This window comes from Polaromonas sp. CG_9.5 (assembly GCF_035984465.1).
Taxonomy (GTDB): Bacteria; Pseudomonadota; Gammaproteobacteria; order Burkholderiales; family Burkholderiaceae_C; genus Polaromonas.
This window is the reverse complement of the sequence record NZ_JAXCHR010000002.1, coordinates 84259-108023: the sequence shown is the minus strand read 5'-3', so window position 1 is coordinate 108023 and position 23765 is coordinate 84259. Positions and strand designations below refer to the sequence as shown.

Annotated in this window: 30 protein-coding genes and 1 tRNA gene; 24 read left to right on the top strand and 7 right to left on the bottom strand. The window is 56.5% G+C overall.

Annotation, left to right across the window (positions count from 1 at the left end; translation table 11 throughout):
* The 24 genes from RCH06_RS01990 (at position 1) to RCH06_RS01875 (ending at position 15954) form a co-directional block, all read left to right on the top strand.
* Complete coding sequence (locus RCH06_RS01990; protein WP_327079917.1) at positions 1-1077, top strand: ABC transporter ATP-binding protein; 1077 nt, start codon at positions 1-3, stop codon at positions 1075-1077.
* Positions 1074-1967 carry a carbohydrate ABC transporter permease gene (locus RCH06_RS01985; protein ID WP_036806716.1) on the top strand — a complete coding sequence of 298 codons (894 nt, stop codon included), beginning with the start codon at positions 1074-1076 and terminating at the stop codon, positions 1965-1967. Before RCH06_RS01990 ends, RCH06_RS01985 begins: the two co-directional genes overlap by 4 nt.
* Positions 1960-2772: a carbohydrate ABC transporter permease gene (locus tag RCH06_RS01980; protein ID WP_036806714.1), complete on the top strand. Its 813-nt coding sequence runs from the start codon at positions 1960-1962 to the stop codon at positions 2770-2772. The genes RCH06_RS01985 and RCH06_RS01980 overlap by 8 nt, the downstream gene beginning before the upstream one ends.
* 12 nt (positions 2773-2784) lie before the next feature.
* Positions 2785-3093 (top strand): DUF2160 domain-containing protein, encoded by a 309-nt coding sequence (locus RCH06_RS01975; RefSeq protein WP_196870346.1) that lies wholly within the window; start codon positions 2785-2787, stop codon positions 3091-3093.
* Between the two features lie 96 nt (positions 3094-3189).
* A complete protein-coding gene (locus tag RCH06_RS01970; protein ID WP_327079757.1) occupies positions 3190-4920 on the top strand; it encodes an ABC transporter substrate-binding protein in 1731 nt (576 codons plus the stop codon).
* A 134-nt stretch (positions 4921-5054) separates the two neighbouring features.
* Positions 5055-6644, top strand: coding sequence for a glycerol-3-phosphate dehydrogenase/oxidase (locus RCH06_RS01965; RefSeq protein WP_327079756.1), 1590 nt, complete (start codon positions 5055-5057; stop codon positions 6642-6644).
* Positions 6645-7062: 418 nt separating this feature from the next.
* Positions 7063-7431: a 50S ribosomal protein L14 gene (gene rplN, locus RCH06_RS01960; protein ID WP_007869247.1), complete on the top strand. Its 369-nt coding sequence runs from the start codon at positions 7063-7065 to the stop codon at positions 7429-7431.
* A 12-nt stretch (positions 7432-7443) separates the two neighbouring features.
* Positions 7444-7764, top strand: a complete 321-nt coding sequence (gene rplX / locus RCH06_RS01955) for a 50S ribosomal protein L24 (RefSeq protein ID WP_327079755.1) — start codon at positions 7444-7446, stop codon at positions 7762-7764.
* Between the two features lie 2 nt (positions 7765-7766).
* A complete protein-coding gene (rplE, locus tag RCH06_RS01950; RefSeq protein ID WP_327079754.1) occupies positions 7767-8306 on the top strand; it encodes a 50S ribosomal protein L5 in 540 nt (179 codons plus the stop codon).
* Between the two features lie 9 nt (positions 8307-8315).
* The gene (gene rpsN / locus RCH06_RS01945; RefSeq protein WP_036806703.1) at positions 8316-8621 is read left to right on the top strand and encodes a 30S ribosomal protein S14; all 306 of its coding nucleotides are present in this window, start codon (positions 8316-8318) and stop codon (positions 8619-8621) included.
* 18 nt (positions 8622-8639) lie between these two features.
* On the top strand, positions 8640-9035 hold the full coding sequence (rpsH, locus tag RCH06_RS01940) for a 30S ribosomal protein S8 (RefSeq protein ID WP_293638085.1): 396 nt from the start codon (positions 8640-8642) through the stop codon (positions 9033-9035).
* A 24-nt stretch (positions 9036-9059) separates the two neighbouring features.
* Positions 9060-9593, top strand: a complete 534-nt coding sequence (gene rplF / locus RCH06_RS01935) for a 50S ribosomal protein L6 (RefSeq protein WP_327079753.1) — start codon at positions 9060-9062, stop codon at positions 9591-9593.
* An 11-nt stretch (positions 9594-9604) separates the two neighbouring features.
* Complete coding sequence (gene rplR, locus RCH06_RS01930) at positions 9605-9970, top strand: 50S ribosomal protein L18 (RefSeq protein WP_327079752.1); 366 nt, start codon at positions 9605-9607, stop codon at positions 9968-9970.
* Positions 9971-9987: 17 nt separating this feature from the next.
* Entirely contained in the window at positions 9988-10506 is a 519-nt protein-coding gene (gene rpsE / locus RCH06_RS01925; protein ID WP_011799766.1) for a 30S ribosomal protein S5, read from the top strand.
* A gap of 13 nt (positions 10507-10519) precedes the next feature.
* On the top strand, positions 10520-10702 hold the full coding sequence (gene rpmD, locus RCH06_RS01920) for a 50S ribosomal protein L30 (protein ID WP_029526393.1): 183 nt from the start codon (positions 10520-10522) through the stop codon (positions 10700-10702).
* A gap of 65 nt (positions 10703-10767) precedes the next feature.
* On the top strand, positions 10768-11199 hold the full coding sequence (gene rplO, locus RCH06_RS01915; RefSeq protein ID WP_327079751.1) for a 50S ribosomal protein L15: 432 nt from the start codon (positions 10768-10770) through the stop codon (positions 11197-11199).
* A gap of 19 nt (positions 11200-11218) precedes the next feature.
* Positions 11219-12526, top strand: a complete 1308-nt coding sequence (gene secY / locus RCH06_RS01910; RefSeq protein WP_327079750.1) for a preprotein translocase subunit SecY — start codon at positions 11219-11221, stop codon at positions 12524-12526.
* An 86-nt stretch (positions 12527-12612) separates the two neighbouring features.
* Complete coding sequence (gene rpmJ / locus RCH06_RS01905; protein ID WP_028820150.1) at positions 12613-12726, top strand: 50S ribosomal protein L36; 114 nt, start codon at positions 12613-12615, stop codon at positions 12724-12726.
* A gap of 25 nt (positions 12727-12751) precedes the next feature.
* On the top strand, positions 12752-13117 hold the full coding sequence (gene rpsM, locus RCH06_RS01900) for a 30S ribosomal protein S13 (RefSeq protein WP_327079749.1): 366 nt from the start codon (positions 12752-12754) through the stop codon (positions 13115-13117).
* 13 nt (positions 13118-13130) lie between these two features.
* The gene (rpsK, locus tag RCH06_RS01895) at positions 13131-13535 is read left to right on the top strand and encodes a 30S ribosomal protein S11 (RefSeq protein ID WP_036806693.1); all 405 of its coding nucleotides are present in this window, start codon (positions 13131-13133) and stop codon (positions 13533-13535) included.
* A 130-nt stretch (positions 13536-13665) separates the two neighbouring features.
* Positions 13666-14289: a 30S ribosomal protein S4 gene (gene rpsD, locus RCH06_RS01890; RefSeq protein ID WP_327079748.1), complete on the top strand. Its 624-nt coding sequence runs from the start codon at positions 13666-13668 to the stop codon at positions 14287-14289.
* A gap of 94 nt (positions 14290-14383) precedes the next feature.
* On the top strand, positions 14384-15373 hold the full coding sequence (locus RCH06_RS01885) for a DNA-directed RNA polymerase subunit alpha (protein WP_327079747.1): 990 nt from the start codon (positions 14384-14386) through the stop codon (positions 15371-15373).
* Between the two features lie 87 nt (positions 15374-15460).
* On the top strand, positions 15461-15859 hold the full coding sequence (rplQ, locus tag RCH06_RS01880; protein ID WP_327079746.1) for a 50S ribosomal protein L17: 399 nt from the start codon (positions 15461-15463) through the stop codon (positions 15857-15859).
* 18 nt (positions 15860-15877) lie between these two features.
* Positions 15878-15954 (top strand) — tRNA-Met (locus RCH06_RS01875).
* Between the two features lie 334 nt (positions 15955-16288).
* On the opposite strand, the gene RCH06_RS01870 is transcribed toward RCH06_RS01875, so the two are convergent.
* From RCH06_RS01870 to RCH06_RS01840, 7 genes are all read right to left on the bottom strand, one after another.
* Complete coding sequence (locus RCH06_RS01870) at positions 16289-16684, bottom strand: RidA family protein (RefSeq protein WP_327079745.1); 396 nt, start codon at positions 16682-16684, stop codon at positions 16289-16291.
* Positions 16681-17121, bottom strand: a complete 441-nt coding sequence (locus tag RCH06_RS01865; protein ID WP_327079744.1) for an acyl-CoA thioesterase — start codon at positions 17119-17121, stop codon at positions 16681-16683. The genes RCH06_RS01870 and RCH06_RS01865 overlap by 4 nt, the downstream gene beginning before the upstream one ends.
* On the bottom strand, positions 17118-18752 hold the full coding sequence (locus RCH06_RS01860; protein ID WP_327079743.1) for an AMP-binding protein: 1635 nt from the start codon (positions 18750-18752) through the stop codon (positions 17118-17120). The genes RCH06_RS01865 and RCH06_RS01860 overlap by 4 nt, the downstream gene beginning before the upstream one ends.
* The gene (locus tag RCH06_RS01855; protein ID WP_327079742.1) at positions 18749-19930 is read right to left on the bottom strand and encodes an acyl-CoA dehydrogenase family protein; all 1182 of its coding nucleotides are present in this window, start codon (positions 19928-19930) and stop codon (positions 18749-18751) included. The genes RCH06_RS01860 and RCH06_RS01855 overlap by 4 nt, the downstream gene beginning before the upstream one ends.
* A 31-nt stretch (positions 19931-19961) precedes the next feature.
* On the bottom strand, positions 19962-20816 hold the full coding sequence (locus RCH06_RS01850) for an enoyl-CoA hydratase family protein (RefSeq protein ID WP_327079741.1): 855 nt from the start codon (positions 20814-20816) through the stop codon (positions 19962-19964).
* Positions 20813-21289: a MarR family winged helix-turn-helix transcriptional regulator gene (locus RCH06_RS01845; RefSeq protein ID WP_327079740.1), complete on the bottom strand. Its 477-nt coding sequence runs from the start codon at positions 21287-21289 to the stop codon at positions 20813-20815. Before RCH06_RS01845 ends, RCH06_RS01850 begins: the two co-directional genes overlap by 4 nt.
* A gap of 133 nt (positions 21290-21422) precedes the next feature.
* Complete coding sequence (locus RCH06_RS01840; protein ID WP_327079739.1) at positions 21423-23759, bottom strand: bifunctional salicylyl-CoA 5-hydroxylase/oxidoreductase; 2337 nt, start codon at positions 23757-23759, stop codon at positions 21423-21425.
* Positions 23760-23765 lie beyond the last annotated feature (6 nt).

Genomic DNA, 23765 nt, shown 5'->3' with positions numbered 1-23765 from the left:
ATGGCCCGCATAGAACTCGATCTGGCGCACGCCTACAAACCCGATCCCCAGCAGGACAGCGATTACGCGCTGCTGCCGTTGAAGATGACGTTTGAGGATGGTGGCGCCTACGCCTTGCTAGGTCCTTCAGGGTGCGGCAAGACCACATTGCTCAACATCATGTCCGGCCTGGTCACCCCTTCCCAGGGAAAGGTGAACTTTGATGGCCGGGATGTGACCAGCGCCACGCCTCAGCAGCGCAACATCGCGCAGGTGTTCCAGTTTCCGGTGATCTACGACACCATGACAGTCGCACAGAACCTGGCTTTTCCTTTGCGCAACCGCAAAATGCCGACAGATCAAATCAGCAAGCGCGTCGGTGAAATTGCAGAAATGCTGGAAATGAGCGGACAACTCAACCAGCGAGCGTCCGGCCTGTCGGCTGATGCCAAACAGAAGATTTCGCTGGGACGCGGACTGGTGCGTCCTGACGTATCAGCGGTCCTGTTCGATGAGCCGCTGACGGTGATTGATCCGCACCTCAAATGGCAGCTGCGTCGCAAACTCAAGCAAATTCACCATGAGCTGAAGTTGACGTTGATCTACGTCACGCACGATCAGGTGGAAGCACTGACCTTCGCGGAGCAGGTGGTGGTCATGACGCGAGGCAAAGCGGTTCAGGTGGGATCGCCGGCTGACCTGTTCGAGCGTCCGAGTCACACCTTTGTTGGGCATTTCATTGGCTCACCAGGCATGAATTTTCTGCCGGGTGTGTCAGGCCCGAATGGCATTGATCTGGCGGATCAAACGCTGGCATTGCCCCCAGGGCGGACTTTGCCTGCAGGCGACATCAAGGTCGGTATTCGGCCGGAATACGTGTCATTGGCCCCTGCTCATGCGCCCGGCGCGCTGGAAATGAAAGTGGCCCATGTGCAAGACGTCGGAACACACGTGATGTTGAGTGCCACCTGCGCTGGCCGCACCGTCAAAGCGCGCCTGTCGTCAGACACCGAACAATTGACGATTGGGGCACCCATCTGGTTGAAGGTGATGGACGAACACACTTGCTTTTACAAGAATGAGGAGATTGTGCAATGAGCACCACCATCAAGCCGGTGAACCAGAAAGCGTGGTTTCTGGTTCTGCCCGTCCTGATTTGCGTTGCCTTTTCGGCCATCCTGCCGTTGATGGTCGTCGTCAACTACTCGGTGCAAGACATCATTTCACTGGACCGACGGGTTTTTGTGGGCACGGAGTGGTTTGCCGCGATCATGCGCGATAAAGAGTTGCATGGCGCGCTGTTGCGGCAGTTGATTTACTCGTTCTCGGTCTTGGCCGTCGAGCTGCCATTGGGCATTTTGCTGGCTTTGTCGATGCCTGCCACGGGCTGGAAGTCTTCTGCGGTTCTGGTCATCGTTTCACTGTCCTTGCTGATTCCATGGAATGTGGTGGGCACGATTTGGCAGATTTTTGGTCGCACCGATATTGGCCTCATGGGCGCCGCCTTGCAGGGCATGGGGATTGATTACAGCTACACAGGCAACGCCACACATGCCTGGCTCACGGTGCTGTTGATGGATGTCTGGCATTGGACGCCGCTGGTGGCTTTGTTAGGCTATGCGGGTTTGCGCTCAATTCCCGACGCGTATTACCAGGCGGCCAGCATTGACGGTGCAAGCAAGCTGGATGTCTTTCGCTATGTGCAACTGCCAAAAATGCGCGGTGTGTTGATGATTGCAGTGCTGCTGCGCTTCATGGACAGTTTCATGATCTACACCGAGCCCTTTGTGCTGACGGGTGGGGGCCCTGGCAACTCAACGACCTTCCTGTCGCAATTTTTGACGCAAAAAGCAGTGGGTCAGTTTGACCTTGGACCCGCTGCCGCTTTTTCGTTGATCTATTTCCTGATCATCTTGCTGCTGTGTTTTATTTTGTACAACTGGATGCAACGCGTTGGCACCCAGGAAAAGGAAGGCGGTCATGAATAAGCCAAAGTTTCAGAAAAGGACGTTGTTCCTTATCGCCTATCTCGTGTTTGCCTTGCTGCCCATTTACTGGATGGTCAACATGTCTTTCAAGACCAACAACGAGATCGTCGCCGGCTTCTCCCTGTTTCCAAGTCATTTCACATGGGATAACTACAAAACCATCCTGACCGATCCTGCCTGGTACTCGGGGTACATCAACAGCATGATCTACGTGGCGATCAACACGGTGATTTCGCTGACTGTGGCGCTGCCTGCGGCCTATGCGTTTTCCCGATACAGTTTTCTGGGCGACAAGCACGTTTTTTTCTGGTTGCTGACCAATCGCATGACCCCGCCCGCCGTGTTTTTGTTGCCATTTTTCCAACTCTACAGTTCAGTCGGTCTGATGGACACCCATTTGGCTGTCGCGCTGGCGCACCTGTTGTTCAACGTGCCTCTGGCTGTGTGGATTCTTGAGGGCTTCATGAGTGGCATTCCAAGAGAAATCGATGAAACGGCCTACATCGACGGTTACTCCTTTCCCCGCTTTTTCGTCCAGATTTTTCTGCCTTTGATCAAGGCCGGTGTGGGCGTCGCTGCGTTCTTCTGCTTCATGTTCAGCTGGGTGGAATTGCTGCTGGCGCGCACCTTGACCAGTGTCAATGCAAAACCCATTGCCGCCACGATGACGCGAACCATTTCGGCGTCGGGCATGGACTGGGCCACCCTGGCTGCCGCCGGGGTTCTCACCATCGTGCCGGGCGCGATTGTGATTTGGTTTGTTCGGAATTACATCGCGAAGGGTTTCGCGATGGGCCGCGTCTAACAGGAGGTCTCTATGTACCAATGGATGGCATGGACCACACCAGTGGCTGTATTTTTTACCTGCATCGGGCTGATGCTGGTGGGCATGACGGTTTGGGAAATTAAATCCCCAACGATATTGCGCAAGGGCTTTTTGCCCATCCAAACCACACGCGGCGACCGCTTGTTCATCGGTTTGTTGGCCGCAGCCTATACCAATCTGGCTTTTGTCGGTCTGAGCGGCTGGATGGCGGAGTGGTTGCGCTTGGAGGCTGATCCGTCCATTTGGATCAGCTTTGTTATTTCAATGGGCCTGCTGGCACTCATCATGCGCAAGGGGTAGCCCTGGGCACCTCAACAAGTAAAGCGACGGTTTGTTTAGCCCCTGGAGCCGTTGCTGCCTTCTAAACAGGGGTTCTTTGATCTGAGGAGACTGGCAATGAAATTGAAATATTCCGTGTTGGCTGTAGCGATGGCATGCGCCGCATCGGGCCCGGGTTGGGCTGACGAAGCGGCGGCCAAAAAATGGATTGACAGTGAATTCCAGCCGTCAACCCTCTCCAAAACCCAACAAGCAGCCGAAATGAAGTGGTTCATTGAGGCTGCTAAAAAGTTGCAGGCTAAAGGCATCAAGGAGATTTCTGTTGTTTCCGAAACGCTGACAACGCATGAATATGAGTCAAAAACACTCGCAAAGGCGTTTGAAGAAATTACCGGTATCAAAGTCACTCATGACCTGATCGGCGAGGGCGATGTGGTTGAGAAACTGCAAACCTCAATGCAATCGGGCAAATCGATTTACGACGGATGGATTACGGACTCTGACTTGATCGGCACACACTACCGCTACGGCAAAATCATGAATTTGACCGACTACATGGCGGGCAGCGGCAAAGAGTGGACGAATCCGGGACTGGACCTGAAGGATTTCATCGGCACCAGCTTCACAACAGGCCCTGATGGCAAGTTATACCAATTGCCTGATCAGCAGTTCGCCAATTTGTACTGGTTCCGCGCCGATTTGTTTGAAAAACCCGAGTTGAAGGCCAAGTTCAAAGCGAAGTATGGCTATGACCTGGGGGTGCCGTTGAACTGGAGCGCCTACGAAGACATCGCTGCGTTCTTCACCAACGACGTGAAGAACATCGGTGGAAAAGCCATTTATGGCCATATGGATTACGGCAAGAAAGACCCTTCATTGGGTTGGCGCTTTACCGATGCGTGGCTGTCTATGGCCGGTGCTGCTGACATCGGCATTCCAAACGGCAAACCGGTCGATGAATGGGGCATCCGCGCTTCGGCCGACGGCTGTACGCCGCAGGGTGCCTCTGTCTCGCGTGGTGGCGCAACCAACTCGCCGGCTGCGGTCTTTGCACTGACCAAGTACGTCGACTGGATGAAGCAATATGCGCCCAAAGAAGCCATGGGCATGACTTTTGGCGAGTCAGGTCCGGTACCGGCGCAGGGTGAAATCGCCCAGCAGATTTTTTGGTACACCGCCTTCACGGCAGACATGATCAAACCCGGATTGCCGGTGGTCAATGCGGACGGCACGCCGAAGTGGCGTATGGCGCCGGGCCCGAATGGTCCTTATTGGAAGCAGGGCATGCAAAACGGCTACCAGGACGTCGGCTCCTGGACGTTTTTCAAGAACCATGACGCCAACAAAGTCGCTGCAGCGTGGTTGTACGCTCAGTTCGTGACCGCAAAGACAACCTCGTTGAAAAAGACGGTGGTCGGCTTGACACCAATTCGCGAGTCCGACATCCGGTCGCAGGCGATGACCGACATGGCGCCGAAATTGGGCGGCCTGGTTGAGTTCTACCGCAGCCCGGCCCGCGTGGCATGGACGCCTACCGGCACGAACGTTCCTGACTATCCAAAACTGGCTCAGTTGTGGTGGAAAAATGTGGCTGTGGCCGTAACAGGTGAAAAAACCCCACAAGCGGCGATGGACAACCTTGCGGAAGAAATGGATTCCGTGATGGCGCGCCTAGAGCGGGCGGGCATGGCAAACTGCCCACCCAAGCTAAATCCCAAGAGCGATGCCAATAAATGGCTGAGCGACAAAAACGCACCTTGGAAAAAGCTCGCCAACGAGAAGCCAAAGGGTGAAACCATCGCCTACGACACCCTGTTGACGGCCTGGAAAAACGGCAAAGTCCGCTAGCACGCCGTTTGGCGAAAAACTGAGCAAAAAGGCCGTGCAAGTGTGACTTCCACGGCCTTTTTCACCAGCGACTGAGGGCATGTCTGCGCCTCTGGCCGGTAGCTCTTTGAACTTCAAATCGAATGTCTTTAACTATGTCAACTGATACACCGCCATTACCGACCGTACGGAGGGAGCTTCTGTCCCGGCTCGCGAAGCCGCATCACTACGACATCGCCATCGTGGGAGGTGGCGCAACCGGGTTGGGTGTGGCGCTGGATGCAGCGGCAAGGGGCTTCAGCGTGGTGCTCGTCGAGTCAAATGATTTTGCCAAAGGCACGTCCTCGCGATCTACCAAGCTGGTGCACGGCGGGGTGCGCTATCTGGCGCAGGGCAATATCACGCTGGTGCGCGAAGCCTTGCGGGAGCGCACCACGCTGCTGGCCAATGCGCCCCACCTGGCGCAGCCGCTGCCGTTCGTGATGCCTTCCTACAAGGTATGGGAAGCGCCCTTCTACGGCATCGGATTGAAGATCTATGACGCGCTGGCCGGCAAGGCGGGGCTGGGTCCGACTGCCTTTCTTAACCGGCGCGAAACCCTGGAAAGCCTGCCCACGCTTGAATCCCGAGGGCTGAAGGGCGGCGTGCAGTATTGGGACGGCCAGTTTGACGACGCGCGACTGGCGCTGGCATTGGCCCGCACGGCGGCCCGGCAGGGCGCTCTGCTTGTCAACTACTGCGCCGTCACCCGATTGATCCACGAAGACGGCAAGGTCACCGGCTTGTGGGTGAAAGACCGTGAAACAGGCCACGTCCATGAACTGCATGCAGGCTGCGTGGTCAATGCCACCGGTGTATGGGTGGACCGCTTGCGCTTGCAAGATGGTCAGGCGACGGGCCGGGATGCCAAGCCAATAGTCGCCCCCAGCCAGGGGGTGCACATTGTGGTTGACCGCGAGTTCCTTCCGACCGACCACGCTTTGTTGATTCCCAAGACCGCTGATGGCCGTGTGTTGTTTGCCGTGCCCTGGCTGGGCAAGACCATCTTGGGCACCACTGACACACCGCGCCGCGACTTGGCGCGCGAACCCCTGCCGTTTCGTGAAGAGATCGACTTCATCCTGCGCGAGTCAGCCCGTTACCTGAGCCGCGCGCCAAGCCTGTCTGACATCAAGAGCATCTGGGTCGGCCTGCGACCGCTGGTCAAGCCGGCCGATGACGATGCCGAGCGCACCAAGTCCCTGTCGCGTGAGCACACCGTATTGGTCAGCAAAAGCGGCCTGGTCACCGTCACTGGCGGCAAATGGACAACCTACCGCGCCATGGCCGGCGATGTGCTGGAAAAATGCTTTGCCGCGGGACTGCTGCCAACCCGCGCCGGACTGTCGACCGACCATCTGAGGCTGGTCGGGGCGCAAGCCTCCAGCGTCCCGATCAGCAGCGCCCCCGGGCTGCACCTGTACGGCAGCGAGGCGGGCGTGGTCCAAACCATGCGCGGCGCTGACCACGACCTGGGCGGCGGCCTGAGTGAAGCCATGGTGCGCTTTGCCGCGCGCTACGAATACGCCCGGACTGTGGAAGATGTGCTGGCACGGCGTTCCCGCCTGCTGTTCCTGGATGCGGCACTGGCGCGCACTGTGGCGCCGGCAGTGGCTGCGCTGCTCCAGCAAGAGAATGGAATCGACGCACAATTGCCCTCTTTTTTAACGCTGTGCGATCAGTATTTGACGGTGCCTGCTGTTTGAGGGTCTCCGGAGTTGGTTAAATGCGACAGTAAGCCCTGAACTTTGAATGGCGTTATTGTGTGTCATTGCTATATTTTAAATAGCTGTCTTTCCTTGCTGGCATTGCGGAAATAGCTAATTTGCTTAATATTATTCATGTTGGTCCTGATGCTGGCATGGTTGTTTTGTCACCCGGGAGATCAACGGCGTAGATTGGTTGCGCATCACGCCCAATTGCTGTAAATATTTTTACAAGCACAGTTGACACTGGCTTTTACTTTGGTGATAATCGTGGGCTTCGCTCTAATAGGCGAGGAACTTCTGCCCAGCGGAAGCATTGCAAGTGGTTTGCAATGTGGACGACGGGCCCAAGACTGATTGGCAGGTGGTTTGCATCAAGCAAGCTGCCAATGCCGGTGCAAGTTGGGAACCAATTTAAATGATTCAAACGCAATCCAAACTCGATGTTGCTGACAACACGGGTGCCAAATCCGTGATGTGCATCAAGGTGCTGGGCGGATCCAAGCGCCGGTACGCCAGCGTTGGTGATGTCATCAAGGTGAGCATCAAAGAAGCCGCTCCACGTGGCCGCGTCAAAAAAGGCGAGGTTTACAGTGCTGTGGTCGTTCGCACCGCCAAGGGTATCCGCCGCGGTGATGGCTCGCTCGTCAAATTCGACGGCAATGCAGCAGTGCTGCTCAATGCCAAGCTGGAGCCTATCGGCACCCGTATCTTTGGACCAGTGACGCGCGAATTGCGCACTGAAAAGTTCATGAAGATCGTGTCACTGGCTCCTGAAGTTCTGTAAGGACCAAAGGCAATGAACAAAATTCGCAAAGGCGACGAGATCATCGTGATCACCGGTCGCGACAAGGGTAAACGCGGCACCATCACACAGCGCGTCGATGACAGCTACGTGCTGGTGGGTGGGATCAACTTGGTGAAAAAACACACCAAGCCCAATCCGCTCAAAGGCACCACGGGTGGCATTGTTGAAAAAAGCATGCCGATTCACCAGTCCAACGTCGCTATTTTCAATGCGGTTTCGGGCAAGGCGGATCGTGTTGGTATCAAGTTGTTGGCTGACGGCAAAAAATCGCGCGTCTTCAAGTCCAGCGGCGAAGAAATTAAGGCTGCATAAACATGGCACGCTTACAAGATCAATTCCGCGAAAAAATCTCGCCGGCCCTGATTGAAAAATTTGGCTACACCACGCCGATGCAGGTGCCGCGCATCACCAAGATCACGCTCAACATGGGTGTGAGCGAGGCGGTTGCCGACAAGAAGGTCATGGACAACGCCGTGTCTGATATGGCCAAAATTGCAGGCCAGAAGCCTGTGGTGACCAAGGCCAAGAAAGCTATCGCCGGATTCAAGATCCGCGAAGACTTGCCAATTGGCTGTATGGTCACGTTGCGCGGCGTGCAGATGTATGAATTCCTCGACCGTTTCGTGACCGTGGCTCTGCCCCGCGTCCGTGACTTCCGTGGTATTTCTGGCCGTGCCTTCGATGGCCGCGGCAACTACAACATCGGCGTGAAAGAGCAGATTATTTTTCCTGAAATTGAATACGACAAGGTTGACGCCTTGCGCGGACTCAATATCAGCATCACCACAACGGCCAAGACCGATGAAGAGTGCAAAGCCCTCCTCACCGCCTTCCGTTTTCCGTTCAAGAACTGAAGGCGCAAGATGGCAAAACAAGCCCTACTGCAACGTGAACTGAAGCGCGACAAGCTCGTCGCCAAGTTTGCCAAGAAGCATGCTGAACTCAAGGCAATTGCCAATGATTTCAAGCGCACCGACGACGAGCGCCATCTGGCCCGTCAAGAATTGCAAAAGTTGCCGCGTAACGCGAACCCGACGCGTCAGCGCAACCGCTGCGCCATCACCGGTCGCCCGCGTGGTACGTTCCGTCAATTCGGCTTGGCTCGCGCCAAGATCCGCGAGTTGGCTTTTGCTGGTGATATCCCTGGTATCACCAAGGCAAGCTGGTAAGCAATAGGAGAACCCCAGATGAGTATGAGTGATCCTATCGCCGACATGTTGACACGCATCCGCAATGCACAAATGGTTGAAAAAGCCGTTGTGCTGGTGCCTTCGTCAAAAGTCAAAGTCGCCATTGCACAAGTTTTGAAGGATGAGGGCTACATTGATGGCTTCTCCGTCAAGGCCAACGACGGCAAGCCCCAGCTGGAAATCGCCCTTAAGTATTACGCAGGCAAGCCGGTGATTGAGCGCATTGAGCGCGTCAGCCGCCCCGGCCTTCGTGTGTACAAAGGCCACGGCGCCATTCCCCAGGTCATGAACGGCCTTGGTGTGGCAATTGTCACGACGCCCCAGGGTGTCATGACTGATCGCAAAGCACGCGCTACCGGTACCGGTGGCGAAGTGTTGTGCTACGTGGCCTAACGGCGGCATTGAGGAGTAACTGAAATGTCTCGTGTAGCAAAAATGCCGGTTTCCATCCCACAGGGTGTGGATATCGCAATCAAAGAAGACCAAATCAATGTCAAAGGTGCCCTAGGCACCCTGGCGCTGACGCAGAACGCTCATGTCGTCGTCAAGAGTGAAGACGGCAAGTTGACTTTTGCGCCAGCCAATGATTCCCGTGAAGCCAATGCCATGAGCGGCACGATGCGTCAGCTCGTGAACAACATGGTCGTCGGTGTCACGACAGGTTTCCAGAAAAAGCTGAACCTGGTCGGCGTGGGCTTTAAGGCCCAAGCGCAGGGCGACAAGCTGAACCTCACGGTGGGCTATTCCCATCCTGTGGTTATGGCAATGCCTGCTGGCATCACGGTCACCACCCCGACGCCCACTGAAGTGGTCATCAAGGGTTCAGATCGCCAACGTGTAGGTCAGATTGCCGCTGAAGTGCGCGCAGTTCGTCCCCCTGAGCCTTACAAGGGCAAGGGCATCCGCTATTCGGATGAGAAAATCACGATCAAAGAAACCAAGAAGAAATAAGGAGCTGCATTATGTTGACCAAAAAAGCGCAGCGCCTTCGTCGTTCACGCCAGACGCGTATTCGCATTGCCAATCAAGGCGTTGCCCGTCTGTCCGTCAATCGCACCAATTTGCATATTTACGCCAGTGTTATTTCTGGCGACGGCACCCAGGTTCTGGCGTCTGCTTCCACGGCTGAAGTGGAAGTGCGTAATGAAATTGGCGGCTCTGGCAAGGGTGGAAATGTTGCTGCTGCGCAAGCCATTGGCAAGCGTATTGCCGAAAAGGCAAAAGCAGCAGGTGTAGAAAAAGTGGCGTTCGATCGCGCCGGTTTTGCGTACCATGGCCGCGTCAAAGCGCTGGCTGATGCGGCTCGCGAAGCTGGTTTGCAGTTCTAAGCAGACTGGAATCAAGTATGGCTAAGTTTCAAGCTAAATCGCAAAACGACGCTCCAGACGATGGTCTGAAGGAAAAAATGATCGCGATCAACCGCGTGACCAAAGTGGTGAAGGGTGGCCGTATTCTCGGTTTTGCCGCACTCACTGTGGTCGGTGACGGTGATGGTCGCGTAGGCATGGGTAAGGGCAAGTCGAAAGAAGTGCCTGCAGCCGTGCAAAAAGCAATGGAAGAAGCGCGTCGCAACATGACCAAAGTGTCATTGAAAAACGGCACGCTGCACCACAATGTGTTTGGTCACCACGGTGCCGCCAACGTCATGATGGCGCCGGCTCCCAAGGGTACCGGTATCATCGCCGGCGGCCCAATGCGCGCAGTGTTTGAAGTCATGGGTATCACCGACATCGTGGCCAAAAGCCATGGTTCGAGCAATCCTTACAACATGGTGCGCGCCACCATGGACGCACTGAAAAATTCCACCACGGCCTCCGATATCGCGGCCAAGCGTGGCAAATCAGTCGAAGAAATCTTCGGCTAAGGCGGACAGTGAAATGACCCAAGAAACCAAAGTAAAAGTCAAACTGGTTCGCAGCCCGATTGGCACCCAGGAATCGCATCGCGCCACTGTGCGCGGTCTGGGCCTGCGCGGTGTCAACAGCGTCAGCGAATTGCAAGACACGCCCGCAGTGCGCGGCATGATCAACAAGATCAGTTATCTGGTCAAAATTATTTGAGGCTTTGCGGGAAATATCTGGTTGCCTGGCAGCCAAGTCTTTCTCCAATGGCTTAAGGACTCATCATGGAATTGAACACAATCAAGCCTAGCGAAGGCGCCAAGCATGCCAAACGGCGCGTTGGTCGCGGCATCGGCTCTGGCTTGGGCAAGACAGCTGGTCGTGGCCACAAGGGACAAAAGTCCCGTTCGGGCGGCTACCACAAAGTTGGCTTTGAAGGCGGTCAAATGCCGATGCAGCGTCGCTTGCCAAAGCGCGGCTTCAAATCGCATCTGCTGAAATTTAATGCTGAGGTCACCCTCACGGCCTTGGAGCAACTCGGCCTGGCCGAAGTTGATCTGTTGACGTTGAAGCAGTCGGGTCTCGTTGGCCAGATCGCCAAGAACGTCAAGGTTATCAATACCGGTTCGCTGTCGCTGGCTGTCAAGCTCACGGGCATTTCTGCCTCGGTAAGTGCCAAGACCCTTATCGAAGCCGCTGGCGGCTCGATCGCTTAATACTTGACGGAACCAATCAGTGGCAACCAACTCAGCTCAAATTGCAAAAACCGGCAAGTTCGGCGACTTGCGCAACAGGCTTGTGTTTTTGCTGCTGGCACTCGTCGTATACCGTGTCGGTGCGCACATTCCGGTTCCGGGAATTGACCCAGGTCAATTGAAGGAGCTGTTCAAGGGCCAACAAGGCGGAATATTGAACTTGTTCAATATGTTCTCCGGCGGCGCTCTGTCACGATTCACGGTGTTTGCCCTAGGCATCATGCCGTATATCTCGGCTTCCATCATCATGCAACTGCTCACCTATGTGGTTCCCACGTTCGAGCAGATGAAAAAAGAAGGTGAAGCTGGCAGGCGCAAGATTACGCAATACACGCGCTACGGAACGCTCGGGCTTGCCCTGTTCCAGTCGATGGGTATTGCAGTAGCCTTGGAAAGCTCGCCTGGCTTGGTGCTTGCTCCGGGTTTCGGGTTTCGGATGACAGCGGTGTTCAGCTTGACCGCTGGAACCATGTTTCTGATGTGGCTGGGTGAGCAAATTACAGAGCGCGGCTTAGGCAACGGTATTTCGATACTGATTTTCGCAGGTATTGCTGCTGGTTTACCTAGTGCGTTGGGTGGACTGCTTGAACTGGTGCGTACCGGTGCAATGAGCATCCTGATTGCAATAGTGATTGTGGCAGTTGTGGTGGCAGTCACCTACTTTGTCGTGTTTGTCGAGCGGGGACAGCGCAAGATTCTTGTGAACTATGCCCGCAGACAGGTTGGCAACAAGGTATATGGTGGACAGTCGTCGCATCTTCCGTTGAAGTTAAATATGGCGGGTGTTATTCCTCCGATTTTTGCTTCTTCAATCATTTTGCTGCCAGCAACGGTAGTAGGCTGGTTTAGTACCGGCGAAAGCATGCGCTGGTTGAAAGACATTGCCAGCACACTGACCCCAGGCCAACCTATCTACGTATTGCTGTATGCCAGTGCAATTATCTTTTTCTGTTTCTTTTACACGGCCTTGGTATTCAACAGCCGTGAGACTGCAGACAACCTGAAGAAGAGCGGTGCTTTCATCCCCGGTATCCGTCCTGGTGACCAGACTGCTCGGTACATTGACAAGATATTGGTGCGGCTAACGTTGGCGGGTGCGGTTTACATCACATTTGTGTGTTTGCTGCCCGAGTTTTTGATTTTGAAGTACAACGTGCCATTTTATTTCGGTGGGACGTCGTTGATGATTATTGTTGTGGTCACCATGGATTTCATGGCTCAGGTTCAGAACTACATGATGTCGCAGCAGTATGAGTCGTTGCTGAAAAAGGCTAATTTCAAGACGTAATGTCCCAGGTGGCCTTGACGATTTATCGCGAGCACATAGTGTGTTTCGTTCCAAGCAAGCACAGAGTAAAAGTTTAGGAGAAGAAAATGAGAGTTTCAGCTTCGGTCAAGAAAATTTGCCGCAACTGCAAGGTCATCCGTCGCAAGGGCGTTGTCCGTGTGATCTGTACAGATCCACGCCACAAGCAGCGCCAAGGCTGATTTTTAAGAGATTTAGAGGACGCACATGGCACGTATCGCTGGTATCAACATTCCGCCGCAGAAACACGCCGAAATCGGTTTGACTGCAATCTTTGGCATTGGTCGCACACGCGCTCGCAAAATTTGCGAAGCTTGCGAGATTGATTACGCCAAGAAAATCAAAGACTTGACTGACGGTGATCTGGAAAAAATTCGGGATCAAATCGCTCAGTTCACCATCGAAGGTGATTTGCGTCGTGAAACCACGATGAACATCAAACGCCTGATGGATATTGGCTGCTACCGTGGTTTCCGTCATCGTCGTGGCTTGCCCATGCGTGGCCAGCGTACCCGGACAAACGCCCGTACCCGCAAGGGTCCGCGCAAGGCCGCCCAGTCGTTGAAGAAATAATTGAGAGATCGTTATGGCAAAATCACCCAATAACAGCGCTTCACAGCGCGTTCGCAAGAAAGTCCGCAAGAACGTGGCCGATGGCATCGCTCATGTCCACGCTTCTTTCAACAACACCATCATCACGATTACCGATCGTCAAGGTAACGCCTTGTCGTGGGCATCTTCGGGTGGCCAGGGTTTCAAGGGTTCGCGTAAATCGACACCTTTTGCTGCTCAGGTTGCTTCGGAAGTCGCTGGCCGTGCTGCCATCGAACAAGGTATCAAGAACCTTGATGTAGAAATCAAGGGACCTGGCCCTGGACGCGAATCTTCTGTTCGTGCGCTGGGTGCGCTTGGCATTCGAATCAATTCGATTGCTGATGTGACACCTGTTCCGCATAACGGCTGCCGTCCACAAAAGCGCCGCCGCATTTAATTCGTGTTGTTCCGCCCGACCGCTTGCTTGGCAAACGGTCGGGCGTCAGCATTTTCACCAAGCCCACCGCTATCAGGTTATTGCCTGTAGCTCCTGCAGAAATTGCAGTAGATGACAAAAGGATATTCAAGTGGCACGTTACCTCGGCCCCAAGGCCAAACTTTCCCGCCGCGAAGGCACTGACCTTTTCCTGAAGAGCGCCCGTCGCTCCATCAGCGACAAGGCCAAATTTGACTCCAAGCCCGGTCAGCATGGCCGCACTTCGGGCACCCGTACTTCCGACTACGGTCTGCAACTGCGTGAAAAGCAGAAGGTTAAGCGAATGTACGGCGTCCTCGAAAAGCAGTTCCGCCGTTACTTCGAAGAAGCTGAACGCCGCCGTGGCAATACAGGTGCTAACTTGCTGTCAGTACTGGAATCGCGTCTGGACAATGTGGTTTACCGAATGGGCTTCGGCTCAACCCGTGCTGAAGCGCGCCAGTTGGTTTCCCACAAAGCCATGACGGTCAATGGCCAGTCGGTCAATATTCCGTCGTACATGGTCAAGGCCGGTGACGTGATTGCCGTGCGCGACAAGTCCAAAAAGCAGACGCGTATTGCTGAAGCGCTCGAACTCGCCAAGCAGGTTGGTTTGCCCGCTTGGGTTGATGTCAATGCTGACAAGGGTGAAGGTACATTCAAGAAAGTGCCCGATCGTGATGAATTTGCCGCCGATGTCAACGAGTCGTTGATTGTCGAGCTGTATTCACGTTAATTTTCCGTTCCTGGCGACACGCTTGCCGTGCCGTCAGGTGTGCTTCGCCAGCCTTATCGGTGTAACGAGCCGAGGGTATTGAGAGGAAGACTGCATGCAGACAAATTTGTTAAAACCAAAAACTATCAATGTTGAGCAACTTGGCACTAACCGTGCGAAGGTGACACTGGAACCTTTTGAGCGTGGTTACGGACATACGCTGGGCAATGCGCTGCGTCGTGTGCTGCTGTCATCCATGGTGGGTCACGCCGCGACAGAAGTGACCATCGCCGGTGTCTTGCATGAATACTCTTCGATCGACGGTGTTCAGGAAGACGTCGTCAACATTTTGTTGAATCTTAAGGGCGTGGTCTTCAAACTTCACAACCGCGATGAAGTGACCTTAAGCCTGCGCAAGGATGGCGAAGGCCCTGTAACGGCTGCCGATATCCAGACGCCGCATGATGTAGAAATCGTCAATCCTGAGCATGTGATCATGAATTTGTCGCACGGCGGCAAAATTGATATGCAAATCAAGGTTGAAAATGGTCGCGGTTACGTGCCCGGTAACGTTCGCCGTTATGGGGATGAGTCGCCGAAATCGATTGGCCGTATCGTATTGGATGCCTCATTTTCTCCGGTGAAGCGAGTCAGCTATACCGTTGAAAGTGCGCGTGTTGAGCAGCGTACCGATCTGGATAAATTGGTTCTGGAAATAGAAACCAATGGTGCAGTGACCGCAGAAGATGCAGTTCGTGCATCAGCCAAGATTTTGGTTGAGCAGTTGGCTGTATTCGCTCAGTTGGAAGGTAGCGAATTGGCTGCGTTCGATCCACCTGCGCAGCGCAGTTCGCAACAATTTGATCCCATCCTGTTGCGTCCTGTGGATGAACTTGAACTCACGGTTCGTTCAGCCAACTGCCTGAAAGCAGAAAATATCTACTACATCGGTGATCTGATCCAGCGCACCGAAAATGAACTGCTGAAGACCCCAAATCTGGGTCGAAAATCTCTGAATGAGATCAAGGAAGTTCTTGCCTCTCGTGGCCTGACATTGGGAATGCGTCTTGAAAGCTGGCCTCCTGCGGGCCTCGACAAGCGTTAATTGATTCAAAAAACTCTCATTTTCGAATGAGGAAGTGCACGGGCAGTACCTAATACGGCTGCTTCGATATTAAATAAAGGAAGCACTATGCGACACGGACACGGACTACGTAAATTAAACCGCACAAGCTCGCACCGCCTGGCGATGTTGCGTAACATGATGAACTCTTTGCTTCAACACGAAGCCATCAAAACCACGTTGCCAAAAGCAAAAGAGCTTCGCCGCGTGGTTGAGCCGATGATTACCTTGGCAAAAGAGCCAACACTGGCCAATAAACGTTTGGCATTTGACCGCCTACGTGACCGCGATATGGTCGTCAAGCTGTTTGCTGAACTGGGCCCGCGCTACAAAGAGCGTCCAGGCGGCTACACACGTATTTTGAAAATGGGTTTCCGTGTTGGCGACAATGCGCCTATGGCTTTGGTTGAATTGGTTGATCGTCCAGATGTTTCTGACGAAATTAAAAACGAAGTTACTTCAAAGTAAGCTATAATAATTACATACCGCGCGGTGGAGCAGCCTGGTAGCTCGTTGGGCTCATAACCCAAAGGTCGTAAGTTCAAATCTTGCCCGCGCAACCAAAATCTAGATTGTAAGATCAGAAACAAAAAATCCCACTTAAAGTGGGATTTTTTGTTTCTGATCTTGTTTATATTTGAGTCTCCATGCTGAGCATAATTGGTTATTTTGGATCAGCTAATTCAATTATTAACGAGTGATGGTTAGGAATTAAAGGCTGCTGAGATACTCACTGTACTTGCTCAGCAGTTGAGAGTGTGCCTCTTAGTTTCTTGAATAATTTTGAAATCGCAACGCTTTTTTATCATTTATTGATGGCTGCCAACGCATAAAGAGCATGTGCTGACAGCCTTTTTAATGCAGAAAATGTCGCTTTCGGGTCAGAGCAACTGCGATTCAGTCCGGTAACACCGCTGTCACCTCAATCTCGATTTTTGCGCGCGACTCCATCAGCGCCGCCACTTGAACGCATGTCATGGCCGGGAAGTTGCGGCCCATTACCTCGCGGTACACGCCGCCGATTTCCTTCAGCCGGGCGTTGTATTCGACGCTGTCAACGACGTACCACGTCATACGCACCATGTGCTCGGGACCGGCACCGCCGGCTTTGAGGATGGCGGCAATATTTTGCAGCGTCTGGCGGGTCTGGGCGACGAAATCATCGGTTTCGAACTGTTGGGCGGCATTCCAGCCTATCTGGCCGCCGACGAAAAGCAGGGCGCCACGCGCCAGGATGCCGTTGGCATAGCCTTTAGGTTCAGCCCAGTCGGGCGGCTGGAGTTTGGTGATCATGGTGTTTCCGGTAGGTTTTGAAGATAAGGTTGCAAGGCGTAACGCAGGTCGTCGGGAATTCGCACCGGCTTGCCGTGCGGGATTTCGGAATAGACGACCACACCGGTCGCTCTTAATTTAATAGCTGCTGGCGCTTTCCCTGCTTGCACAGAAGCCCGAATTTCATAGTAAATGCCCAGACTGGCGCCGCCGATCTTGGTTAGCGACAGCGTGATGTCCAGCAGGTTGCCGTTGCGGCACATGCCGAGAAACTCGGTTTTCATGTCGACGATGGGGACGCCGTAGCCGCTGGCAATCATTTCATGCTCGGGATGGCCGATGTGCGCCAAAAAGTCTTCCTGCACTTCATGCAGCAGCACATAAAACTGCGGGTAAAAAACAATGCCCGCCGGGTCGCAATGGTGAAAGCGCACCAACTTTTGCGTCGTGAAGTTCATGGCTTGCGTAACTTGAAACGCTGCAGCTTGCCGGTTTCGGTACGCGGCAGTTTGGGCAAAAATTCGATCTGGCGCGGGTACTTGAAGGGCGCGAGCATGGCCTTGACGTGGTCTTGGAGGGTTTTGATCATGACCGTATCGCCGGTCTGGCCGGGTTTAAGCACCACGAAGGCCTTGACGACCATGCCCCGGTCTTCATCGGGCATGCCGACCACGCCACATTCGGCCACCGCCGGGTGCTTGAGCAGCGCGTCTTCAACTTCCGGCCCGGCCACGTTGTAGCCCGCCGTGATGATCATGTCGTCATCGCGCGCCTGGTAGAAAAAGTAATCGTCCGCGTCTTGCATGAAGGCGTCGCCGGGATAGTTCCAGCCGTCCTTCACGTAATTGCGCTGGCGCTCGTCATCCAGATAGCGGCAGCCGGTCGGGCCGATCACCGCCAGCCGGCCAATGCTGCCGCGCGGCACTTCCGCGCCGTTGTCATCGACCACTTTGGCGGTGTAACCGGGAACGACCTTGCCGATGGCGCCCGGCCGCACGTCGTCGGGCGTCGAGGAAATGAAGATGTGAAACATCTCGGTCGCGCCGATGCCGTCAATGATCTCGATGCCAGTCGCGTTTTTCCAGAGCTGGCGGGTGGCGTCAGGCAGGCTTTCGCCGGCGCTGACGCACAGCCGCAATGCTGGCACGCTGTGCAGCCGGGCAAAAGCGGCCATCTGGCGGTAAAACGTCGGTGCGGTGTAACAGATGGTTGCGCCCACATGCTTGATGAGTTGCACCATCGCCTCGGGGGTGTAGGCAATCGACGGGTAATAGACCGACGCGCCGGCCCACATCGGAAAGATCAGCATGCCGCCCAGCCCGAAGGTGAAAGCCAGCGGCGGCGAGCCCATGACGATGTCGTCGGGCCGTGCCTGAAGCACCTGGCGCGGCCAGGCTTCGCAGGCGGCCAGCACGTCGCGGTGGCTGTGAACCGCCGACTTGGGTTTGCCGGTGGTGCCTGAGGTGAAGGCCATCATGGCAATGTCGTCGGCGGCGACCGGGCAGGGCGTGAAATGGCCGTCTTTTTGCGCGGCTAGCACGGCCATGCAGCCGGACTCGCGCATCAGGTTGAACGGGATGATGGCTTGCAGCGTGCCGCTTTGCGACTGGGCAATCTGCAATTCTTCCAGCAGGGTTGCATCGCACAGCGCCAGCGCGGGCCGGGCTTTTTCAATGATCTCGCCCAGTTCCTTGGCGCGCAGCAGCGGCATCGTCGCCACGGCCACCAGCCCGGCCTGCACCACGGCCAGCCAGCCCAGCGCCATGCCGATGGAGTTACCGCCGCGCAGCAGCACGCGGTTACCCGGCACCAGCTTGAAGTCTTGCGTCAACACCTGCGCAATGCGGTTGACGCGGTCCAGCGCATCGGCGTAAGTCAGCGTGATCCGGTCCGAGCGCAGCATCGGCCGGTCGGCATGACCGGCCTTGAAAGCGCGTGCGAACAGCGTCTCGACCAGATTGGCCTGCGCCGCAATGTTCAGCTCGGGCAGGCGTGAATAGTCCAGCGTCGGCCATTGTTCTAGCGGCGGCAGGCGCTCCTGTACGAAGCGGTCGGTTTGCGCGGAGGCGGTGTGGACAAGAGAGGTCATGATTGCAATACCGCCTTTCCAATGATCAGTTGTTGCACTTCGGTCGCACCTTCATAAATGCGCAGCGAGCGGATGTCGCGATACAGGCTTTCGACCTTGGTACCGACCTTGACGCCCAGGCCGCCGTGCATCTGCAGTGCCATGTCGATGACGCGCTGGGCGTTTTCGGTCGCTAGCATTTTTGCCATCGCCGCTTCTGCTGTCACCCGCACCGGGCTGCCTCGGCGTTCGCCTTCGTCGCGCAGCCAGGCGGCGCGGTAGGTCAGCAGCGCCGCCGCATCGACCATCGCCGCCATTTCGCCGAGTTTGGCCTGCGTCAGCTGAAAGTCGCCCAGCGTCTGGCCGAACATCTTGCGGGTTTTGGCGTGCTGCACGGCCTCAAGCAGTGCGCGCCGTGCCATGCCCAGGGCCGCGCCAGCGACCGAGGCGCGAAAGATATCCAGCGTCTGCATCGCCAGCTTGAAGCCGCCGTTCAGCGCGCCGAGTTGGGCGGTTTCGGCGAGTTGGCAATCGTCAAAGCGCAGCGTGGCCAGCGGATGCGGTGCCATCACGGCGATGTGCTCGCTGCTGTCCAGTCCGGGCGTCGTGGCGTCAATGATGAAGGCGGTGATGCCGCGCGTGCCCGCGTCCAGGTCGGTCTTGACAAAGGTGACGTAGAAATCGGCGATGCCGCCGTTGCTGATCCAGGTCTTGCTGCCGTTGATACTCCAGCCGTCTGCCGTTTGCACGGCTTGTGTCGTCATTGCGCCGGCGTCCGAACCGGCGTCGGCTTCGCTGAGCGCAAACGCGGCTATCTTTTCACCGCTGGCAACCTGCGGCAGATAAGCGGCTTGCTGGGCGGGCGTGCCAGCCAGCGTGATCGCGCCGCTGCCCAAACCCTGCATGGCAAACGCAAAATCAGCCAACGGAGAATGAAAGGCCAGCGTTTCGCGCAGGATGACCAGTGCGCGCGAGTCGAGCTTGTCCAATGCGCCGCCCAGCGCGCCGTCGCTGCCGGCAGGCACGCAGTAGCGCAGCCAGCCGCTGTCGCCCAACCGCTTGACCCATTCCCGGCAGGCTTTTCGGTCGTCGCTTTCGTCTACCTGCTGGGCGCAAATCCACTCGGACAGCCGGGGCCCGAGTTCGCGGTGAACGTCGTCAAAAAAAGGCAGTGCCAGATGGGTCGTGCTTGATTGCATGCGTAAGCTTTCTGTGCGGGGGGTTAAGCGGTCAGTCGCCCTGAAACACGGGCTTTTGTTTGGCGGCAAAGGCTTCGTAGGCGCGCGTGAAGTCCTGCGTTTGCATGCAGATGGCTTGCGCCTGCGCTTCGGCTTCTATCGCCTGGTCCAGCGTCATGGCCCATTCCTGGTGCAGCATGGTTTTGGTCATGCCGTGGGCAAAGGTCGGGCCACTGGCCAGCTGGTGCGCCAGCTTGTGGGCGGCGTCCAGCAGTGCATCGGGCGCATGCAGGGCGTTGAAAAATCCCCACTGCAAGCCTTCTTCGGCGCTCATGGCGCGGCCAGTGAACAACAACTCTGACGCGCGGCCCTGACCAATCAGGCGCGGCAGTAGCGCGCACGCGCCCATGTCGGCACCGGCCAGTCCGACGCGGGTGAACAGAAAAGCCGTTTTGGCCTGCGCCGTTCCCAGCCGCAAGTCGGCGGCCAGCGCCATCATCGCGCCTGCACCAGCGCAAATGCCGTCAATTGCCGCCACGATGGGCTGCGGACAGGCGCGCATCGCCTTGATCAAATCGCCCGTCATGCGGGTGAATTCCAGCAGCTCGGGCATGCTCATTTGCGTCAGCGGGCCGATGATTTCATGCACGTCGCCCCCCGAGCAGAAATTGCCGCCCGAACCCGTCAGCACCACGGCTTTCACGTCGGTCGCGTAATTCAGCGCGCGAAACAGGTCGCGCAATTCGGCGTACGAGGCAAAAGTCAGCGGGTTTTTACGCTCAGGGCGGTTCAGCGTCAGGGTAGCGACGCCGCCCTCAAACGCATAGGCGAAATGCTGCGCCTGGTAAGAAGCCAGCGCGTCAAACTGCGCGTGCATGGGGTTGGCCGGGCCGATGTAATGTTTCATGTCGTTTCCAGTGCGGTGTCTTTGTAATGCGCTTTGACCTTGCCCAGCAGCCGGTGCAGGGCGTCCACTTCAGACGAGCTCAAGCCGTCAAATGCGGCCACGATCCAGTTTTCATGCTGGCGTGCCATGTCGCCAAACAGGCTGCGGCCACGGGGCGTCAGGCGCACCCGGTAGGCGCGGCGGTCGCCTGCAACTTCAACCCGCTCGACCAGCCCTTCGTTGACCAGCTGGTCGGTGATGCCGGTCACGTTGCCGCCGGTCACCATCATGCGGCGCGACAGCTCGTTCATCTTCAGCCCGTCGGGGTTGCGCTCCAGCTGCGCCATCAGATCGAAGCGGGGCAGGGTGGTTTCAAACTGCGCGCGCAACTCGGTGCGCACCTGCTTTTCGACCAGTTGCGTCAGCGTCAGCATGCGCAGCCAGAGCCGCAGGGCTTGTGGATGCTCGCTGTGGCCTCTTGCTTCCATATCCATTGAATGTTCCTTGTACCCGTATTACTATGCTTTTAATAGCTGCCAGCGCACGTCTGCTGTGCGCCAGCGCCTGTTTTGTCTTGAATAAGTGCAAACCGGGCTGATGCAGACAGTCAGGCGGTCTGTTTACTCCTTATTTGATAGCTGGTTGCGCCCGCTGCGCTTGCGCCACCAGCTCTTTTTGCTTGAAAAGCTCGCGGTAGAGCTGGTCGCGGCCGCTCAGGTACGGCTGGGGCCAGCTCACTTGCTGGCTTTGCAGTTTGGCGGCTTCATGCAGCGTCCAGGCCGGATCGGCCAGGTGCGGCCGGGCCAGCGCGCACAGGTCGGCGCGACCAGCGGCAATGATGCTGTTGACGTGATCGGCTTCGGAAATCGCACCGACGGCAATCGTCTGGATGCCGACTTCGTTGCGGATGCGGTCGGCAAACGGCGTCTGGTACATGCGGCCATAGACCGGCTGGGCGTCGCGCGTGGTCTGGCCCGACGACACGTCGATCACGTCGCAGCCGGCGGCCTTGAACAGTTTGGCAATTTCTACAGCATCGTCGGCGGTGTTGCCGTCGGGTGTCCAGTCGTGTGCCGAAATGCGCACGCTCATCGGCAACTGCGCAGGCCAGACTTCGCGCATGGCGCTGAACACTTCAAGCGGGAAGCGGCAGCGGCTTTCAACAGAACCGCCGTACTCGTCGTTGCGCAAGTTGGTCAGTGGCGTGATGAAGCTTGACAGCAAGTAGCCGTGCGCACAGTGCAGTTCCAGCCAGTCAAAACCGGCTTCAACGGCATAACGGGTGGACTGCAAAAACTCGGCCTTGATGCGGTCCATGTCGGCGCGCTTCATGGCGTGCGGCACTTGATTGCTCGGGCCGTAGGCCACGGCACTGGCCGCCAGCAGCGGCCAGTTGCCCTCGGGCAGCGGTTCGTCGGGCGATTCCCAGCCGACTTGCGTGGAACCCTTGGGGCCGCTGTGGCCGAGCTGCAAACCGAGCTTGGCGCTCGTGCCCGAGGCGTGGACAAAATCGGCAATCCGCTTGAACGCCAGCATTTGCGTGTCGTTCCACAGCCCGGTGCAGCCCGGCGTGATGCGCCCTTCGGCATCAGGCGAGGTCATTTCGACGAACACCAGCGCCGCACCGCCCAGCGCCCGCGCGCCCAGATGCACCAAGTGGAAATCCTGCGCCACGCCATCGACCGCGTTGTACATCGCCATCGGCGAGACGACGATGCGGTTTTTGAGTTCCAGGCCGCGTACTTTCAACGGCAGCAGCATCGGCGGTGGCGGTGCTTTTTCAGTGCTTTTGGCCAACCATTGTTCATAACCCTGCAACCATTTGGCATCGCGCACGCGCAGGTTTTCGTGGCTGATGCGCTGGGAGCGCGTCATCATCGAATAGAAAAACTGCTCGGCTTCCATGGCGCTGTAGCGGTTGACGTTCTCAAACCATTCGGTCGAATTGCGCGCCGCGTTCTGGATTTTCAGCACTTCGACGGAGCGCACGGCTTCATACGCCTGCAGCGCCGCATCGGTTTCGGGATTGGCTGCAAAGCAGCGCGCCAGCTCAATCGCGTCTTCCAGCGCCAGCTTGGTGCCGCTGCCAATCGAAAAGTGGGCAGTGTGGGCGGCGTCGCCCATCAGCACGATGGGGACGCGCTTGCCTTCGATGGTTTCATGGTGAACCCAATGACCGCAGACCACGCGCGGAAAGCGGATCCAGATGGCCGAGCCGCGTACATGCGTGGCGTTGTTCATGAGCGGGTTGCCGTCCAGGTACTTGGCAAACAGCCGTTCGCAAAACGCAATGCCGTCTTGCTGGCTCATCTGGTCCAGGCCGTGCGCTTTCCAGACCGCTTCGGGCGTTTCGACGATGAAGGTCGACGTAGTGGCATCGAACTGATAGGCATGGGCGGCAAACCAGCCGTGTTCGGTCTGCTCGAAAGCGAAGGTGAACGCGTCAAATTTCTTGTGCGTGCCGAGCCAGACAAAGCGGCAATTGCGCAATTCCACATCAGGCTGATAGGTAGCGGCGTAACGGGTGCGGATGCGGCTGTTCAGGCCGTCGCTGGCAATCACCAGGTCGGCGTTGTATTGCGCGGCAATGGCCTGGTCGTCCTGCACGTCGGTTTCAAACACCAACTCGACGCCGAGTTCAATGCAGCGGTCTTGCAGGATGTTGAGCAGCCTCTTGCGGCCAATGCCGCAAAAACCGTGGCCGCCCGAGCGCACAATGCGGCCCTTGAAAAACATCTCGACGTCGTCCCAGTGGTTGAACGCGTCACCGATCAGCTGGGCGCTGACCGGGTCGGCCACCTGCAGGTTGCCCAGCGTCTGATCCGACAGCACCACGCCCCAGCCAAAGGTGTCGAACGGGCGGTTACGCTCGACGATCGTGATGCGATGGGCGGGGTTTTGCAGCTTCATCAGAACGCCGAAATACAAACCGGCGGGGCCGCCGCCAAGGCAAAGGATGTGCATGGAATG

Excerpts from the sequence above, each read along its gene's own strand:
- RCH06_RS01990 (WP_327079917.1), top strand. The coding sequence starts at position 1 with ATGGCCCGCATAGAACTCGATCTGGCGCACGCCTACAAACCCGATCCC.
- RCH06_RS01985 (WP_036806716.1), top strand. The coding sequence starts at position 1,074 with ATGAGCACCACCATCAAGCCGGTGAACCAGAAAGCGTGGTTTCTGGTT.
- RCH06_RS01980 (WP_036806714.1), top strand. The coding sequence starts at position 1,960 with ATGAATAAGCCAAAGTTTCAGAAAAGGACGTTGTTCCTTATCGCCTAT.
- RCH06_RS01975 (WP_196870346.1), top strand. The coding sequence starts at position 2,785 with ATGTACCAATGGATGGCATGGACCACACCAGTGGCTGTATTTTTTACC.
- RCH06_RS01970 (WP_327079757.1), top strand. The coding sequence starts at position 3,190 with ATGAAATTGAAATATTCCGTGTTGGCTGTAGCGATGGCATGCGCCGCA.
- RCH06_RS01965 (WP_327079756.1), top strand. The coding sequence starts at position 5,055 with ATGTCAACTGATACACCGCCATTACCGACCGTACGGAGGGAGCTTCTG.
- rplN (WP_007869247.1), top strand. The coding sequence starts at position 7,063 with ATGATTCAAACGCAATCCAAACTCGATGTTGCTGACAACACGGGTGCC.
- rplX (WP_327079755.1), top strand. The coding sequence starts at position 7,444 with ATGAACAAAATTCGCAAAGGCGACGAGATCATCGTGATCACCGGTCGC.
- rplE (WP_327079754.1), top strand. The coding sequence starts at position 7,767 with ATGGCACGCTTACAAGATCAATTCCGCGAAAAAATCTCGCCGGCCCTG.
- rpsN (WP_036806703.1), top strand. The coding sequence starts at position 8,316 with ATGGCAAAACAAGCCCTACTGCAACGTGAACTGAAGCGCGACAAGCTC.
- rpsH (WP_293638085.1), top strand. The coding sequence starts at position 8,640 with ATGAGTATGAGTGATCCTATCGCCGACATGTTGACACGCATCCGCAAT.
- rplF (WP_327079753.1), top strand. The coding sequence starts at position 9,060 with ATGTCTCGTGTAGCAAAAATGCCGGTTTCCATCCCACAGGGTGTGGAT.
- rplR (WP_327079752.1), top strand. The coding sequence starts at position 9,605 with ATGTTGACCAAAAAAGCGCAGCGCCTTCGTCGTTCACGCCAGACGCGT.
- rpsE (WP_011799766.1), top strand. The coding sequence starts at position 9,988 with ATGGCTAAGTTTCAAGCTAAATCGCAAAACGACGCTCCAGACGATGGT.
- rpmD (WP_029526393.1), top strand. The coding sequence starts at position 10,520 with ATGACCCAAGAAACCAAAGTAAAAGTCAAACTGGTTCGCAGCCCGATT.
- rplO (WP_327079751.1), top strand. The coding sequence starts at position 10,768 with ATGGAATTGAACACAATCAAGCCTAGCGAAGGCGCCAAGCATGCCAAA.
- rpmJ (WP_028820150.1), top strand. The coding sequence starts at position 12,613 with ATGAGAGTTTCAGCTTCGGTCAAGAAAATTTGCCGCAACTGCAAGGTC.
- rpsM (WP_327079749.1), top strand. The coding sequence starts at position 12,752 with ATGGCACGTATCGCTGGTATCAACATTCCGCCGCAGAAACACGCCGAA.
- rpsK (WP_036806693.1), top strand. The coding sequence starts at position 13,131 with ATGGCAAAATCACCCAATAACAGCGCTTCACAGCGCGTTCGCAAGAAA.
- RCH06_RS01885 (WP_327079747.1), top strand. The coding sequence starts at position 14,384 with ATGCAGACAAATTTGTTAAAACCAAAAACTATCAATGTTGAGCAACTT.
- rplQ (WP_327079746.1), top strand. The coding sequence starts at position 15,461 with ATGCGACACGGACACGGACTACGTAAATTAAACCGCACAAGCTCGCAC.
- RCH06_RS01870 (WP_327079745.1), bottom strand. The coding sequence starts at position 16,684 with ATGATCACCAAACTCCAGCCGCCCGACTGGGCTGAACCTAAAGGCTAT.
- RCH06_RS01865 (WP_327079744.1), bottom strand. The coding sequence starts at position 17,121 with ATGAACTTCACGACGCAAAAGTTGGTGCGCTTTCACCATTGCGACCCG.
- RCH06_RS01860 (WP_327079743.1), bottom strand. The coding sequence starts at position 18,752 with ATGACCTCTCTTGTCCACACCGCCTCCGCGCAAACCGACCGCTTCGTA.
- RCH06_RS01855 (WP_327079742.1), bottom strand. The coding sequence starts at position 19,930 with ATGCAATCAAGCACGACCCATCTGGCACTGCCTTTTTTTGACGACGTT.
- RCH06_RS01850 (WP_327079741.1), bottom strand. The coding sequence starts at position 20,816 with ATGAAACATTACATCGGCCCGGCCAACCCCATGCACGCGCAGTTTGAC.
- RCH06_RS01845 (WP_327079740.1), bottom strand. The coding sequence starts at position 21,289 with ATGGATATGGAAGCAAGAGGCCACAGCGAGCATCCACAAGCCCTGCGG.
- RCH06_RS01840 (WP_327079739.1), bottom strand. The coding sequence starts at position 23,759 with ATGCACATCCTTTGCCTTGGCGGCGGCCCCGCCGGTTTGTATTTCGGC.